The following is a 17,279-nucleotide window of genomic DNA, read 5'->3' on the forward strand; positions in this document are numbered from 1 at the left end:
AAAAATACAATACTAGATATTAATCGTATAATTTGTGTAATGTAAAAATCAGGCAAAAACAAAGATACCACATTAACGATTAATGTAGATATAGTAAATAAGGTTAAATTCTTTTTACTTATCACATAAATTTATTTTAAAACGTCTAAAAGTCAACTACAACTCCTATACCTAAAAGCTGTTTCCATTGCACAGATGCACCACGTTCTACAGCTTCGGCTTCTTCGGTTTCAGGTTCTTCAATTATTTTAATATCATTATCATATTTGATATGAGAACCTAAGGTTGCTTTTACAAAGTTATTCACTTTAAAATCAAAAACCACTTCCCAATCCACATCAATATTTCCAAAACTGTTTAAATAATCTGTATATAAGCTTAATTGATTACGCAAATAAATATTCTCCATAACTTGAGCCTCATAGGCATTGGTTATTAAAATACCCATTTCGGTTCGCATTATATCACCATCTTGTATTTTATTACCTTCATCATCAAAAACTGCTGGCGTCACACCAAATGCACCATTATCTGCTAATCTCTGATCTAAAACAAAAGTTCCTTTAAAAGTTAAAGGCGATAAATAAAACGAAAGTTTTTCTATGTTTTTTCCATATTCTGCTCCGCCACCTAAAAACACATATCCAGGCGCCATAAAACGTGAGATTGGATTATCTCTATTTGGATAGTTGTATCCATTAGAATACTGCGTTTTAAAGTTGAACCTTCCAGAAAAATACCAATTAGAAATAGTGTCTTTTCTATAACCAATTGTTGAAATTAACTCAAGTTCGTCCTCGGTTTTTCTTACCAATTGGTCTTCTTGTTTGTTAATTCCGTAACGCGTTCTTATAGCATTAAACCAAATTAAATTCTTTTTTTTATATCTTAAACTAGAATTTAGAGTTAAAAGTGCCGATATCGAATTAGCACCACCAGCACTCCAGTTTACAAACGTAACCTCGTTAATATCAAGACCAACGCGATTAACTTGCTTCCATGTTAAAGTATCTAATGTTTTGACAATTGAATCTGTTTGTTGCGCTAATGTTATTTGGGACAAACAAATAGAACAGATTATAAGAAAAAATCTCATAAGTATTAGTTTAGTGTTAGTAGGTAAACGTTCCGTATTCGCTTTCTATTGTAATTTTTTTAGTTGAAGATGCTTCTACACGTCCAACAATTTGAGCTTCAACATTAAATGATTTTGAAATTTTTATAATGTCCTCCGCCACTTCTGGATTAACATATAACTCCATTCTGTGCCCACAATTAAAGACTTGATACATTTCTTTCCAATCTGTTTTTGATTGTTCTTGTATTAATTTGAATAATGGCGGAATTGAAAACATATTGTCTTTAACCACATGTAAGTTATCTATAAAGTGAAGAATTTTTGTTTGTGCTCCGCCACTACAATGAATCATCCCGTGAATGTCTTCACTTGTATATTTTGAAAGAATTTGCTTGATAATTGGTGCATAAGTACGTGTTGGTGATAAGACTAATTTACCAGCATCTATTGGCGAATTTTCAACATTATCTGTTAATTTAACCTGTCCAGAATACACCAAATTTTCTGGTACTGAAGCATCAAAACTTTCTGGATATTTTTCAGCTAAATATTTATTAAAAACATCATGTCTTGCAGAAGTTAAACCGTTACTTCCCATTCCGCCATTATATTCTTTTTCATATGTAGCTTGTCCAAAACTTTCTAATCCAACTATAACATCTCCTGCTTTTATGTTTGCATTATCAATAACATCTGCTCTATTCATTCTTGCTGTCACGGTAGAATCTACAATAATAGTTCTAACTAAATCGCCAACATCTGCTGTCTCTCCTCCAGTTGAATGTATGGTTACACCAAAGTTTTTAAGTTCTTCTATTAACTGTTCTGTACCATTAATTATTGCTGAAATAACTTCACCTGGAATTAAATTTTTATTTCTTCCTATTGTTGAAGACAACATAATATTATCTGTTGCTCCTACACAAAGCAAGTCGTCAATATTCATAATTAACGCATCTTGCGCTATACCTTTCCAAACTGATAAATCTCCAGTTTCTTTCCAGTACATATATGCTAAAGACGATTTTGTTCCTGCACCATCTGCGTGCATGATTAAACAATAATCAGAATCGTTAGTTAGATAATCTGGTACAATTTTACAAAAGGCTTTAGGAAACAAGCCTTTATCTATGTTTTTTATGGCGTTGTGTACATCTTCTTTTGAAGCAGAAACACCTCTTTGACTGTAGCGTTTTGAAATTTCGGAACTCATTGCGTTGTGTTAAGCTACAAAGATATTTATAAATAAAAAGCACACAAATATTTATGTGTGCTTTTAAGGTTATTTTGATGTGGTTGGTAAACGTTTTATCTCCAGTCTGGCATTTTTCCGTCTTCTATAAATAAAGATCTATTGGTTACATCTATTATTTCTAGTTTCATAATATTATTTTGTGAAACACCATCGTTAGAGGTATTCATAAAAATAACTTCTGCTTCATTAGGAGAAAATTGCACATCAAGATCATTTGTTCCTGCTGGCTTATCTGTAGATAAATTAGTTGCTGAACTTGAAACAAAATCATAAATAAAAATATCTGTATCAAATTGTCTATAGTCAACATTTTCACTTCCTGACACATCATACGTATATAATAGTTTTGTTCCGTCATAAGAAAAATCTAATCCACCAGCAGCTCCATTTATACCTTGTAAAACAATATCTTGTACTACTCCAGAGGTGCTAATCGTAAAAATTTCAACTTCATACCCTACACTGTTATTTGTTTTTAAGGCGATACGAGCGTTAGCTTGATTCCAATCTACTTCTGTAATAAAATTACCGTTCACAGTTTGATAGATTTGTGTTAGACCTGATCCAGTAGCATTTATTCTGTATAATTTGTCAAAATTTGGATACAAAAATTGTGTATCGTTACTTTTCCATTCAAAATCTAACTCTTCTAAATCAAAGCCATTTACTGGAACCGAACTTGTTATTTGCTGTATATTAGATCCATCTAAATCCATTGTAAAAATGTGTGTTTGACCACCATTGTTACTTAAAAAGGCTAACTTATCTATTGAATTTGCTTTACGTGGTCGCCACGCATTACTTGTTGAAGATGTTAATTGCAATACATTACCTGCATCATCTGAAGAAAATATAACATTATTACCATTTATTTTTCTTGTAAAAAAAACTCTGTGTTCAGGAAATTCTAAAGTTTTAAAATTGAAAACCGAACTTGAAACTGGGTTATTTATACCATCATTAGCAGTTACTTGCCAGAAGTATTTTGTATTATACATTAAACCAGAAACTATTAAAGTTGTACCTGTCAAATCAGAAAACGTTATAACATCATTGTTTTGATCGTTTAAAATTTCTACTGTAAAAGTTAAATCATCTTCTTCTGGATCTGTTGCTGTCCACTCTAAAGTAACTTCTAAATCTGTGTCTATTGCATCATTTTCTGGCAACATTAAAATTGGTGCATCTGGTGCATCGTTATTAGCTGTTTCTACATCTAACTCAAAAACTATATTTGTTGTTGCATTATCATTAATTGTTGCAGATTCAAACTTTGTTAGATAACCTTCCTTTTGAACTTGTACAGAATATGTACCAACCTCAACATCATTAATTTCGTAATTACCGTTAGAATCTGTAAAAACAATACTTGTATTTGGACTTGTTGAAACTCTTACGTTTTCAAGAGGCGTATTATCTCCTTGCGAAACAACTTTACCTACTAAAGTTCCTCTTCCTGTTAATTCTATTTTATCTTCGCTACAACTAGCAACAAAGATTAAAACAAGTACTAACGCTAAATATTTAAAAGAATTTTTCATTGTCTTAATTGTTACTGTTATTGATTTTACTATTTCTGTTTTGCTCTTGCATCTTCCTTCTATTTTCCTTTTTCAAGGCTTTTAGCTCTTTCTTTTTAAGCCTTTCCAACTCTTTTCTTTCATTAAATTTAGTCGAAGGTTGAGAAAAATAGTAATTAACACCAATGCCAAATCTGTAAAACATATCATCTATCGTTCCCGCTTCAATACCATCTATATTATCACTAAAAACCAAATTGTGTTCTCCGTAAGCATAGATACCTATATTGTCTTTTAGAAGGTACTCTAAACCAATTCCTCCTTGAATTTTAGGATCAATCGCATCAAAATAATTTGATGCATTTGTACCAATACCTGCAAATAAATACGGCGTTAATTTATCATAGGGTAAAATGTTATAATTCAAATTTAAATCGAAAGACATAAAGCCTTCATTAAACGTATACTTATTTTCTAAATTGAATTTATTAAACGTAAAATCAAGGTTTAGATAAGGATTTAATTGTCTTTTAAAACCAATTTTAGCATTTAATTCTGGTTGCGGATCTGGTAAGTCTCCATTCATATGACTAAATCCTACTGCTGCTGTAATAGCATTTTGACCTCTTCTTTGAGTAAGAAAACGCTCGTAAAGCTGTGTTGATTCTGCTTCGTCTTTTTCGTTTTCATAATCTTGAATTAGTTTTTCTGTAGTTTCTTCACTTGCTCTTGGCAACCACAAATTTTCTTTAATTCCTTCTATAATTAAAGCTTCTACAGCTTTTTCTATAGCTTCTTTTAAAGCTAACTGTACGGGTTCATTTTTTGTATAACCAGTTTCTGCCTCTAACAACCTCTGAAATTTCACATACTTAAATAAGTTTGCTGAAACCGCTTGAGATAAAATGGTTTTTGAAATATAAACTGTTTTAAGAATTTTTCCGTTTGATGTGTTTACAGCTCTTAAATACACCGAAATTCTATCTTCTCTATATTGAGTAGATGCACCAACACCAAAGTATCTTGCGCCTGCACCACCTGTAATTATATTTGTGTCATAAGAAATTATCCCTCCTTCCAAAAGTACTCCTGCATAAAGTAATGGCGGCAAGTTAGGCTCGTTAGGATTTTGATTTTTCCTATACTCTGCTCTGGTATTTCTTATAATATTTCTTTCATTTAAAAGATTACTAAGGTTTTCTCTTTCAATTAGTGTAAACCATTTAGAATCTTCTAAAGCTTTGATGAGCATAGTTGTACCACCTTGTGAAATTGCTGTACTAAACGTACTACCATTTTCTACAGACTTATATTGACCTGTTTGATCTTTAAAATTATAAACACCAGCCACAACTGGTTCTTGTGGTAATGGAAAATTGACAAGTTTTTCTGTTACAGGAGACACTTCTCCTACCCTTGCTCTTTGTTGCTGATAAGGTTGATTAAAAAAAGTACCACAACCTGTTAAAGCTAGCAAAAAAAATACTGCTAAAGCAGACTTAAGTTTTAACATGTTTTTGGTATTAGTTTGGGACTATTATTTGAGTTTCGTCACCGGTTGTGACATCTAAAATATTTACAACTAAACCTTCTGCAGAGTCGTAAATTTCTAAAGTTAGATTACCAAAGGTAAAAGTACCTTCTTCTAAACCATCTCCTAGCTGAGAGCTAAAAAGTGTTCTTGATAAAGAACTTAATACTTGACGATTTAAACTTTCTGCAAATTGGTCTAATTCTGAACCTTGGTTATTTCCATCATTTGCATCTGGATCTTCAAAAGAGTTTTGTGCATTAGCAGAACTTAACAACCATTGATAATTAAATGTGTCGCCTCCAAAAGCTGGATTTATTGGTTCGTAAGTTAACTGTTGTCCCACACTAACATATCCTGCTAGCATAAAAACTGCGATTAATAGCTTTTTCATTTTATTTATATTAGTAACGCTGATCTATATCTGCGCTTTTTTCTAGTCTTTTAAAGTACTGATAAACTTTAACGATAGCCATATCGTTGACTCTGGTTAAGTAGTCTTGGCTTGGTCGTACAAAAAACTCAAATACTTTATCTTCTCCAACAAAGACTTCAATTTTTGTGTTTCGACCTAAGGCTAAAACCTCTCGGATTTTAACAATTTTGTTTCCGTTTATGTTATTTCTAGTATACAAGTTATAAAAAAGTTTGTAAAAATCTCTACCAGGCTTGGTTTTTGTTTCTTCCAACACCATTCCTTTTAATTCAATTCCATCATTAGAATCATAACTTATGTCCTGTGATTTTTCTTCTTTTTTAGGATTTTGCTTTAAATCTATTTCAGATAAAATTCTTTTTTTAAACTCTGCATCACTATCATCATCATTAATTACAACTCTATCTTTTCCCACTAGTTTTTTATCTAAATCGTAAACTAATAACAATAGTGTTATTTTACTTTCTTCTGGAATATTTACAGTTGTTGAAGAAAGGTCTTTTTTTTCATTAGGCTGTATAACAAATCGTCCTGATTGGTCATTTTTTGAAGAGTTACCTAATGTATCTTTTTTTATTACAGAGAATTTATAAGATAAACTTTCTGTTATTTCTGTTTTGTTAAATGCTGTTGAAGTTGCTGTTACAAAACCATCTTTTTTTTCTAATCTTATTTTTGCTTCAATATCTGTATTTAATATTTGTCCTATACCTAAGAATGGTAATATAAGAACAAAAACTAAAACAAAATTTGTTTTGAAGTTAGAGAAAATCATCATTACTAATATTAGAAGTTTCTAATAATAACTGTTTGCTGCTCTCCTTGCATTGATACTTTTATTTTTTCTGAAAGAGAATTTGAGCCAAAAATATTAAGGTTATTATTATCTCCATTTTGAATTAATGTAGCAGCTCTTGATTGTGTCTTTAATACACTATAATCAATAAGCATGTTGTTATCTCCATTTTGCATTACAGTTTGGCTTATTTTCTCACTGTTAATATTTAATAAGTTAACATTGTCATTTCCGTTTTGAGTTACAGAAAGCTTACTATCACTAGAAGTTACAGTTACATTAGACACATTATTATCTCCTACTTGAGTTATAAACACATTGTTTTCTAATGATGTTGCTTGAATAGTATTTTGAGACAACAGATAATGCTGCTCTGTTGCCAAGCTTTCAAATTCTGGATTAGCAGTATTGTTTTGCTCTGTAAATGTTTGAGAAAAACAAAACTGAGAAACCAAAAGAAGTACTATAATATTTAGATTTAAGTATTTCATCATCAATAATTTTTATTAAGATACAAAATTAGAACCGTTTATAAAAAGTATAAGAGCAAATTAATGCTCTTATACCTATATAATTTATCTAAAAAATATCTTATTAGATATTAGTCCATCTGAGTTACAGTAGACGTGTTGTTGTTACCAATTTGGTCAACATCACTCATATGAGTAGTACCAGTTTGAGAAACAATACTATTGTTACCATTACCATCTTGGAATACGTCACTTGTATGAGAGAAACCATCTTGAGCTACGTCACTAATGTTCATCATACCATCTTGTGTTACAGTAGATAAGTGTAAATCTCCTGTTTGAGCAACAGTACTTGTGTTACCGTCTCCTGTTTGCATTACTGTAGACATGTTGTCATTACCAGCTTGAGCTACAGAAGAACCATTTGCATTACCCATTTGATCAACATCTGACATGTTACCGTTACCATTTTGAGCAACACTACTAATGTTTAAATTTCCTGTTTGATCTACAAAAGAGTCATTCATATCTCCAACTTGAGCAACGAAAGATCCATTGTTGTTACCTGTTTGAGCAACATAAGATTCGTTATCGTCACCTGTTTGAATCTGAACTGAAGAATTTGCATTACCATCTTGATCTGTAGTAGAGATGTTAGAATCTCCTGTTTGCCATACAGTACTTCCGTTAAAGAAACCATCTTGGTCAACATCAGAATCATTCATGTCACCTGTTTGATCAACATCAGAGTTATTGTTACCACCATCTTGGCTTACATAAGACATGTTATCATTACCTATTTGATCTACAGTACTAGTATTAAAGTCTCCTGGGTATCCTTGGTACACATCAGATTCGTTATTATTACCATCCTGCATTACAGAACTGTCATTAAAATCACCCCATTGATCAACATAAGAATCATTATCGTTACCATCTTGATCAACATCAGAAATGTTATCATTTCCATCTTGCCATACAAAAGAACCATTATTATCTCCTGTTTGATTGACATCACTAATATTACGATCTCCATCTTGCCATACAGTAGATGCATTTGTAATACCGTCCTGACGTGTTTCTGAATCGTTTGTATCACCATACTGTAATACTGTTGAATCATTACCGTCACCATCTTGTCTTACATAAGAATCATTATCATCTCCTTGTTGATCTACAAGACTAGTATGATTATCTCCGTTATAACCTTGATAAACGTCAGATTCGTTGTTATCACCGTTCTGGATTACTTCATTATCGTTAAAGTCTCCCCATTGGTCTACGTAAGAATCGTTGTTTGTTCCATCTTGATCAATTGTAGAAATGTTATCATCTCCATCTTGCCATACAAAAGAGTTGTTGTCTGTCCCGTTTTGCTCAACTAAACTGTTGTTACGGTTTCTAAGAGGCCCATAACCACTTTCTTGTCTTACTTCAGATGAGTTAGAAGTACCGATTTGGTCAACAACAGAGATATTATCGTCTCCTGTTTGATCAACATCTGAATCGTTTAAAGTTCCTGCTTGAGTTACAGTTGAAGTGTTTCCGTTACCAACAGATTCTACTTCACTGTTGTTAGATTGTGCGAACATCATAGTTCCACACATAAGTGCAGCTGCACTGAAAAATAATTTTTTCATTGTGAATATTTTATTGATTAATAGCTGTTACAAATATAGAAATATTTTAATACTGATTTTATGAAATTCTCAAAAAGAACACCTTTTTAGCTAATTATTCGTTTATAATCTAATTAACCTCGTTGAAATGCAATTTTAAGAAAGAAAAATCTTACACCTTGTTTTTAAACTAAATCTTCTTAAAGTCAATGAATACGTAGACCTACGTAGAAAAAACAATTAATCATATCTTCAATAAACCACAAAATTCAAAAACTGATTTAGCATATAGTTACAACTAAAAAAAGCCTCGATTTTCATCGAGGCTTTTTTATTATATAACAATTAAACATTAATCGTTTTGAGACACTATAGAACTATTATTATTTCCTGTTTGAATAACATCACTTGTATGCGTTGTTCCATTTTGGTCAACATAACTTCCATTTAAATCACCTGTTTGAGTAACATCAGACAAATGACTTAATCCATCTTGATAAACTTCACTTAGATTACTATCTCCTGTTTGAGTTACATTAGAAAGATGGAGTGTACCTGTTTGGATAGTTAAAGCTTGATTGAAATCTCCTGCTTGGTCAATATTACTCTCGTTATCATCTCCATATTGTCCAGCTCCACCATAGTTACCATTACCATTTTGGTTGATATCAGAATCATTAATATCACCTATTTGCTCATTTTGAGCCCAGTTTCCGTCACCAATCTGATCAACAGTACTGTAGTTATCATCTCCTGTTTGCCATACTTGAGACAAATTATTATCTCCTATTTGATAAACAAAAGCATCATTAGATAAACCTGCTTGTTGAATAGAAGATGTATTAAAATCTCCAACTTGATCATTATAAGCATAGTTAAAATCTCCTGATTGATCAATTGATGATGTGTTATCATCAGAACCGTCTGCATCACCATACTGGTCAATGTGTCCGTAATTTGAATTTCCGTTTTGCGTTACAGAGGCTGAGTTACCATCATTTAAACCTGCTCCTGTACCAAAACCTTGATGAATCTCTGAAGTGTTAAAATCTCCTGTTTGAGATGCTGTAGCATCATTATCATCTCCTAGAGAATCAACATCAGAATAATTTGAAGTACCATCTTGCATTACATCTGCAGAGTTTAAGTCTCCCCATTGCTCTACTGTTGAATAATTTGTCATTCCTGTTTGAGAAACTGCTGAAGAATTGCCGCTTCCAACTTGGTTTACATCGCTGTCATTAGATTGCGCAAACATAAGAGTTCCGCACATTAGTGCTGCCGCACTGAAAAATAATTTTTTCATTGTGAATATAATTTATTGATTAATAGCATTTCAAATATAAAACATATAATTCATTGAAAAACAAACAGCTATGTTTATTTAATAAAAATTGAAATATATTCGTTATTAGATTTAAATGTCTCGACGAAATACATTTTTAAGAAAGAAAAAAGTCACAAAAAAAGCTCTGTTTTCATACAGAGCTTTAAAAATTTCATATTAATTCTATTTAGTAAACAACAACTCACGGTATTTGGTGAGTGGCCAAATCTCATCATCTACTAACAATTCTAATTTATCACAATGATATCTTATTTCATTAAATAAAGGTTTTACATCTTCGCAATAGGCTACTGCTTTTTTATAAACATCTTCTATGTTATTAGCTTTCTTTCTGGCATCAATCATTTTTGTAACTCCAGAATTTATAGCTTCCATGTGATTTGAAATAGATTCAATTAAAGATAATTGTTCTTTAGCCAGTTTTTTAAAGTCCTTATCATAAATCGCTTTTAACCCTTGCACATTCTTAATAAGCATATTTTGATACTTAACCGCTGTTGGCATGATATGATTTCTAGCAATATCTCCCAAAACCCTTCCTTCAATTTGAATTCGCATAGCGTATTCTTCCATTTCAATTTCATAACGCGCTTCTGCTTCTACTTTATTCATCACACCTAACTCTTCAAAAAGCGTTAGTGCTTTTTTAGATACTTTGGCTTTTAATGCTTCTGGTGTTGTCTTATTATTACTTAAGCCTCGTTTTTTTGCTTCTTTTTCCCAAGCTTCACCATAACCATTTCCTTCAAAAAGAATATTTTTAGACTTTTTAATATACTCTCTTAATATATTAAAGATAGCATCGTCTTTTTTCATTTTCTTTTTGTCGATTAATTTATCTACCTCAGCTTTAAATTCTATTAGTTGTTTTGCTACGATAGTATTTAAAACCGTCATTGGGCTGGCACAGTTTGCTGTTGAACCTACTGCTCTAAACTCGAATTTATTACCAGTGAATGCAAAAGGAGATGTCCTATTTCTATCTGTGTTATCTAAAAGTACATCAGGAATTTTACCAACTACATTTAATTTTAAATCTGTTTTTTCTTCAGGTGAAAGTTTTCCATCGGTAACATTTTCAAGCTCTTTTAAAGTTTTTGTAAGTTGCTCTCCTATAAACACCGAAATTATTGCTGGTGGCGCTTCATTTGCTCCTAACCTATGATCATTACTTGCAGAAGCGATTGAAGCACGAAGCAACTCTTCATTATCACCAACTGCCTTAATCGTATTAATAAAAAAGGTTAAAAACTGAAGGTTGCTCATTGGTGTTTTACCTGGACTTAACAAGTTTACTCCAGTATCTGTCCCTAAACTCCAATTATTATGTTTTCCAGATCCATTTACACCTGCAAAGGGTTTTTCATGAAACAATACTTTAAAATGATGTCTACCTGCAATTTTTTCCATCACATCCATTAATAATGAGTTATGGTCCACCGCAAGATTGGCTTCTTCAAAAATTGGTGCTAATTCAAATTGATTTGGCGCTACTTCATTATGTCTTGTTTTTACCGGAATACCAAGCAACATACATTCGGTTTCTAAATCGCGCATAAAAGACATAGCACGATTAGGTATTGTGCCAAAATAATGATCATCTAACTGCTGACCTTTTGCGGCTGCATGACCTAACAATGTTCTACCTGTTAAAACAATATCTGGTCTAGACATGGCTAGACTTCTATCAATTAAAAAGTATTCTTGCTCCCAACCTAAAGACGCATTTACCTTTTTTACATTTTTATCAAAATACTTACAAACTGCTACAGCCGCACTATCTACAGCTTGCAACGCTCTTAATAATGGTGTTTTATAATCTAAAGCTTCACCTGTATATGATACAAATACAGTAGGAATACATAAAGTTGTACCATAAATAAAAGCTGGAGATGTAGGATCCCAAGCGGTATAACCTCTTGCTTCAAAGGTGTTTCTAATACCTCCATTAGGAAAACTAGAGGCATCTGGTTCTTGTTGCACTAATTGACTACCTTCAAATTTTTCTATTGACATACCTCCGCCAACAGTTTCAAAAAAAGCATCGTGTTTTTCTGCTGTTGCTCCTGTTAAAGGTTGAAACCAATGCGTATAATGTGTAGCACCTTTTGAGATTGCCCATTCTTTCATTCCTGTTGAGATATGATCTGCAACTACTCTATCTATTTTTTTTCCTAATTGAATAGCATCTATAACACTATTAAAAGCATCTTTTGTTAAATATTGACGCATTGTTGCTTCATTAAAAACATGAGAAGCAAATAATTCTGAACGTCGTTGTTTTTCTTCTATAAATACAGGCTTATGTTGTAGCGACTGTTTAACTGCATGAAATCTTAATGTAGACATAAAATTGTAATTGTTTTTTGCGAAATTACAATTTTTTGCATCATAAATTTATTATACCCTAAAAAAAATAGGGTTATCGACACTCTTTTAATAAATTTAAAATTATCACCCTTATTTTTTTATAGGTAAAATCATAATTTATATATATTTGCATCAACATAACTAATAAAAATTTTTATACCATGAGTAAATCTAAATTAGAGTACATCTGGTTGGATGGTTACTATCCAACACAAAACATGAGGAGCAAAACTAAAGTTGAAGACAACTTTAGCGGTAAATTAGAAGACTGTCCTATTTGGTCTTTTGATGGTAGCTCTACAAAACAAGCAACAGGAGACTCTTCTGACTGCTTACTTAAACCAGTTGCTATTTACCCTGACCCTGCAAGAAAAGATGGCTATTTAGTAATGACTGAAGTTTTAAATCCAGATGGTACACCACACGTTTCTAATGGAAGAGCTACAATTGATGATGATGACAACGACTTCTGGTTTGGATTTGAGCAAGAATACTTTATCATGGATAAAAAGACACAACTACCTTTAGGTTTCCCTGTTGGTGGTTATCCTGCTCCTCAAGGATTATATTACTGTTCTGTTGGAGGAAGAAACACTCATGGTAGAGCTTTAGTAGAAGAACATGCAGATTTATGTATTGAAGCTGGATTAAACTTTGAAGGTATCAATCAAGAGGTTGCTGCTGGACAATGGGAATTTCAATTATTTGCTAAAGGCGCTAAAAAAGCTGGTGATGAAATTTGGGTTGCTAGATACCTATTAGATAGATTAACAGAAAAATATGGTTACTATATTGAATACCACCCAAAACCATTAGGAAAGGATATGGATTGGAATGGTTCTGGTATGCACGCCAACTTCTCTAACACGGTATTAAGAACTTGTGGTAGTAAAGAAATTTATGAAAAAATTTGTGAAGCATTTAGACCTGTGGTAAAAGAACATATTGCTGTTTATGGTGAGTTTAACGACCAACGTTTAACAGGAGAACACGAAACAGCTAGTATTGACGACTTTAGTTATGGCGTATCTGACAGAGGCGCATCCATAAGAATACCAATTATCACTGTGGAAAAAGGTTGGAAAGGTTGGTTAGAAGACCGTCGTCCAGCATCTAACGGCGATCCTTACAAAATTGCAGGAAGAATTGTAAAAACAGTAAAATCTGCTAATATTAGTTAATAACATTTTTTGTTAAAATCCATTAAAAAACGCTTTCAACAATTTGAAAGCGTTTTTTTTATTTCTGTTTTAACCTTTAAAAACTAAAAAGATAAATGTGGCGTAAACTACTACTAATGCAAACCCTTTAAATTTATCTATAGTATTCTTTTTAGGAATTAACCCTAACGGAAGTATAACCGCTGCAAATAAAAGCATCCAAAAAATATCTCGACTCAAAATTAAAGGTTCTTCAATAGGGATAGTTTTTATTATTGATGTTAAACCTAATACAGATCCTATATTAAAAATATTTGAACCTATTAAATTACCTAAAGAAATTGCTTTTTCTTGTTTAGCTGCAGCAATTACAGAAGCGGCTAATTCTGGTACACTTGTACCAATTGCAATCATGGTTACTCCTATAACAGCTTCACTTACACCTAATTTCTGAGCTATTTCTGTTGCTCCTTTTACTAGCCATTCACTTCCAAAATAAAGCGCTAAAGCACCAATAAGCAACCACAAAATAATTTTAAAACTAGATACCGCAGAAAGCGCTTCGTCTACTTCTTCTGCCTCATCAGATGACTTTTGATTTTTAATAAGATAAATTACAAATAAAATTAGCGCTACAAATAACACTGCACCTTCTATTGGTATTAATTGGCTATCATTCCATAAAAAATAATATAGCGCTAAAGAAAACACCATCATTACTGGCCAAGTTAACCTGTAAAAAGATTTATCTATACCAATAGCTCCAACAATTGCTGTAACACCTAAAACCAAACCGATATTAGCAATATTTGATCCTACCACATTATTAATTGCAATTGCTGGCGAACCACTTAAAGCTGCCTGTAGGCTTACCAACAATTCTGGTGCAGACGTTGCAAAAGAAACAACCGTCATACCAATAACTATTTTTGAAATATTAAGTTTAAAGGATAATGCTACCGAAGATCTTACTAAATACTCTCCTCCTACAACCAAAAGCACAAATCCTAAGATTAAAAAAACAATACTCATAAATTATATTTTATGCGAAGATACATTTTGAATTTTAAAATCTAACACACTCTTTTTTATTTATACTACCAACTTAAAAACTAAAAAAAATAGTTAAAAAACTATATTTTTAGTTGTATAACTATTTTTATAGTTATATTAGCAAAAAAAAATTTTTCATGGAAAAACTAACAAATAAAGAAGAAGAAATAATGCACATTTTATGGAAGCTAGAAAAAGCTTTTATAAAGGATATTTTAGCTGAATATAATGACAACAAACCACATTACAACACTTTGTCTACCATGGTAAGAAACCTAGAAGACAAAGGTTATGTTAGTCATGAAGCATTTGGAAAAACACACAGATACTTCCCTATTGTAAAGAAAGAAAATTATCGAAAAAACTTTATAAACACAGCTATTGACAATTATTTTAATAGCTCTTATAAAAATGTAGTTTCATTTTTTGCTAAAGAAGAAAAAATCTCTGTAGAGGAGTTAAAAGACATTATTCGTTTAATAGAAGAACAAAAATAATTATGGAATATCTAATAAAATCTTCTGCTATTACAATCATTTTTTACGTTTGCTACAAACTGTTTTTACAAAAGGAAACCTTTTTCCAATCTAACAGATGGTTTTTACTTTCAGGAATTGTTACAGCATTTTCTTTACCTTTTTTAGTCATTCCTATTTATGTAGAATACACTCCGGAATCATTTCAATTTGTAACCACAAACCAATTAACTAGTAATAATACGCAAGAATCAACTAGTCAACTAAACATTGAAAACATTTTACTCACAGCTTACCTATTGGTCTCTTTTATTTTATTAGCAAGACTTATACTTCAACACCTTTCATTAAATAAGATATTAAAAAGCGGTATTTCAAAAAAGAAAAACAAGTACAAGTTAATAGAAACAACCCGCAATATCGCTCCATTTTCATTCTTTAACAACATTGTAGTCAACCCAAATATTTTTAATGAAAAAGAGTTAGAACAAGTTATTGCGCATGAAAAAACTCACGCCAAACAACTTCACTCTATAGACGTGCTAATCTGTAATTTATTGACCGTTATTTTATGGTTTAATCCGTTTTCTTGGCTATATAAAAAAGAAATTCTTCAAAATTTAGAATTTATCGCAGACCAACAAGCAAATGCAAAAAGCAAGTCGGTAAAAAGCTACCAAAAACTACTTTTAAAAACTAGTTTATCACAAAATCAATTATCAATATCAAATAACTTTTATCAATCATTAATCAAAAAACGAATTATTATGCTACAAAAATCAAAATCAAAAAAGAGCAATTTATTAAAGCTAACATTGGTTATACCTCTTATAGCTTTATTCTTAATGAGTTTTAACACAAAAGAAATTTATATCGCAAAAAACGAGACTAATCTTAATAACATTGAGCAAACTGATCTTTCTGTCATCACATCAAAATCTACAGACAAAGATTTAAAATCAATAAAAAAAGACTTAGAAAAACAAGGTAACGGAATAGAAATTAAATTTTCTGAAATTAAAAGAGACCACAATAAAGAAATTAAAAGCATAACTATTAATGCGAAATTTAAAAAAAGTGATGATTTTAAGCGAGTAATAAGTATTAACTCTAAAAACAAACCTATTGATGACATAGCTTTAAAAGTAGAAAACAACGAACTTGTTTTTGCTTCTAAGCAAGATAAATTCTATCAAAAATACACCAATTCTGGTTGGATATTTGAAAAAACAAATACTGCTAAAACTAAAGAAATAGATGAAGATTTATTAATTATTATCGATAAAAAAGAATCTAACAAAGAACAGTTAGAAAAAATAAGTCCAGAAGACATCAACTCTGTAAACGTTTTAAAAAAAGAAAAAGCAATTACCAAATACGGAGAAAAAGGTAAAAACGGAGTCATTGAAGTTTACACAAAAAAAGAGACTGCTTTACAAACTAAAAACATTGAAGTTGTAGAAATAAAGTACGAAGGAGATATAAACGAAGATGAAATGTTTTTAAAAAACCCAAACTCTAAAATACTAATTATAAAAGACGGAAAAATTATTACAAAAGAAGAGCTTGATAACACTCCAAAAGAAAACATTAAAAGTATAAATGTCTTAAAAGGAGAAAAAGCAACATCTAAATATGGTAAAGAAGCAAAAAATGGTGCTGTAGAAATTTTTATGAGAGATGAAAAACAACCTAAAATTATTCATCATAAAATTGAAAACAATCCTAGCAATAAAGAACCAATTAAAAATAATGTACCTGTAGAAAAAATTAAAAGTGTAAATGTTTTAAAAGGAGAACACGCCACAAAAAAGTATGGAGAACAAGCTAAAGATGGTGCTATTGAAATTTACACAGAAAAAGAAAGTCCTTGGAAAATAAACACCGAAATTGAAGCGGTAACCATTGTTAAAACTGATAATGATTTATCCCAAGATGATGTGATATTTTTAAATAAACAATTAAACGATCCTGATTCTAAACCTTTAATCATAAAAGACAATAAAGAATTGACTAATAAAGAGATTCAAGATATTATGCCTAGTTCAATTAAAAGTATTTCTGTTTTAAAAGATAAAAAAGCTATTTCTAAATACGGAGAAAAAGGTAAAAACGGAGTAATTATTATTACAACTAAGTAATTAAAAGCCTTTAAAACTAAAAAGCC

14 protein-coding genes are annotated in these 17,279 nt (G+C 31.2%); 3 read left to right on the forward strand and 11 right to left on the reverse strand.

Annotated elements, in window-relative coordinates:
• Positions 1-145: 145 nt before the first annotated feature.
• The 10 genes from WA327_RS02810 to WA327_RS02855 all read right to left on the reverse strand — a co-directional run bounded on the left by WA327_RS02810 (position 146) and on the right by WA327_RS02855 (position 12,402).
• Positions 146-1,096 carry a DUF3078 domain-containing protein gene (locus WA327_RS02810; protein WP_336066216.1) on the reverse strand — a complete coding sequence of 317 codons (951 nt, stop codon included), beginning with the start codon at positions 1,094-1,096 and terminating at the stop codon, positions 146-148.
• A 16-nt stretch (positions 1,097-1,112) separates the two neighbouring features.
• The gene (locus WA327_RS02815) at positions 1,113-2,291 is read right to left on the reverse strand and encodes an AIR synthase related protein (protein ID WP_336066218.1); all 1,179 of its coding nucleotides are present in this window, start codon (positions 2,289-2,291) and stop codon (positions 1,113-1,115) included.
• Between the two features lie 95 nt (positions 2,292-2,386).
• On the reverse strand, positions 2,387-3,874 hold the full coding sequence (locus WA327_RS02820; protein ID WP_336066220.1) for a carboxypeptidase regulatory-like domain-containing protein: 1,488 nt from the start codon (positions 3,872-3,874) through the stop codon (positions 2,387-2,389).
• 4 nt (positions 3,875-3,878) lie between these two features.
• Positions 3,879-5,366 (reverse strand): CsgG/HfaB family protein, encoded by a 1,488-nt coding sequence (locus WA327_RS02825; RefSeq protein WP_336066222.1) that lies wholly within the window; start codon positions 5,364-5,366, stop codon positions 3,879-3,881.
• Between the two features lie 10 nt (positions 5,367-5,376).
• Positions 5,377-5,778, reverse strand: coding sequence for a curli production assembly/transport component CsgF (locus WA327_RS02830; protein ID WP_336066224.1), 402 nt, complete (start codon positions 5,776-5,778; stop codon positions 5,377-5,379).
• A gap of 10 nt (positions 5,779-5,788) precedes the next feature.
• Positions 5,789-6,598 (reverse strand): CsgE family curli-type amyloid fiber assembly protein, encoded by an 810-nt coding sequence (locus WA327_RS02835; RefSeq protein WP_336066227.1) that lies wholly within the window; start codon positions 6,596-6,598, stop codon positions 5,789-5,791.
• Positions 6,599-6,606: 8 nt separating this feature from the next.
• Positions 6,607-7,107 (reverse strand): hypothetical protein, encoded by a 501-nt coding sequence (locus tag WA327_RS02840; protein WP_336066230.1) that lies wholly within the window; start codon positions 7,105-7,107, stop codon positions 6,607-6,609.
• Between the two features lie 110 nt (positions 7,108-7,217).
• Positions 7,218-8,726, reverse strand: a complete 1,509-nt coding sequence (locus WA327_RS02845) for a hypothetical protein (protein WP_336066232.1) — start codon at positions 8,724-8,726, stop codon at positions 7,218-7,220.
• Positions 8,727-9,057: 331 nt separating this feature from the next.
• Positions 9,058-10,011 (reverse strand): hypothetical protein, encoded by a 954-nt coding sequence (locus WA327_RS02850; protein ID WP_336066234.1) that lies wholly within the window; start codon positions 10,009-10,011, stop codon positions 9,058-9,060.
• Positions 10,012-10,215: 204 nt separating this feature from the next.
• Entirely contained in the window at positions 10,216-12,402 is a 2,187-nt protein-coding gene (locus tag WA327_RS02855; RefSeq protein WP_336066235.1) for a glutamine synthetase III, read from the reverse strand.
• Positions 12,403-12,584: 182 nt separating this feature from the next.
• Here WA327_RS02855 and WA327_RS02860 point away from each other — a divergent pair, with 182 nt between their 5' ends.
• Positions 12,585-13,604, forward strand: coding sequence for a glutamine synthetase beta-grasp domain-containing protein (locus tag WA327_RS02860; RefSeq protein WP_336066238.1), 1,020 nt, complete (start codon positions 12,585-12,587; stop codon positions 13,602-13,604).
• A 69-nt stretch (positions 13,605-13,673) separates the two neighbouring features.
• Here the strand turns inward: WA327_RS02860 and WA327_RS02865 are convergent, their stop codons facing one another.
• Entirely contained in the window at positions 13,674-14,615 is a 942-nt protein-coding gene (locus WA327_RS02865; protein ID WP_336066241.1) for a calcium/sodium antiporter, read from the reverse strand.
• A gap of 158 nt (positions 14,616-14,773) precedes the next feature.
• Here WA327_RS02865 and WA327_RS02870 point away from each other — a divergent pair, with 158 nt between their 5' ends.
• Both WA327_RS02870 and WA327_RS02875 read left to right on the forward strand, forming a co-directional pair.
• Positions 14,774-15,133, forward strand: a complete 360-nt coding sequence (locus tag WA327_RS02870) for a BlaI/MecI/CopY family transcriptional regulator (RefSeq protein ID WP_336066244.1) — start codon at positions 14,774-14,776, stop codon at positions 15,131-15,133.
• Between the two features lie 2 nt (positions 15,134-15,135).
• Complete coding sequence (locus tag WA327_RS02875; RefSeq protein ID WP_336066247.1) at positions 15,136-17,253, forward strand: M56 family metallopeptidase; 2,118 nt, start codon at positions 15,136-15,138, stop codon at positions 17,251-17,253.
• The last annotated feature ends 26 nt before the right edge of the window (positions 17,254-17,279 follow it).

Origin of the sequence: Mesoflavibacter sp. CH_XMU1404-2, assembly GCF_037029465.1 — a bacterium.
Taxonomy (GTDB): Bacteria; Bacteroidota; Bacteroidia; order Flavobacteriales; family Flavobacteriaceae; genus Mesoflavibacter.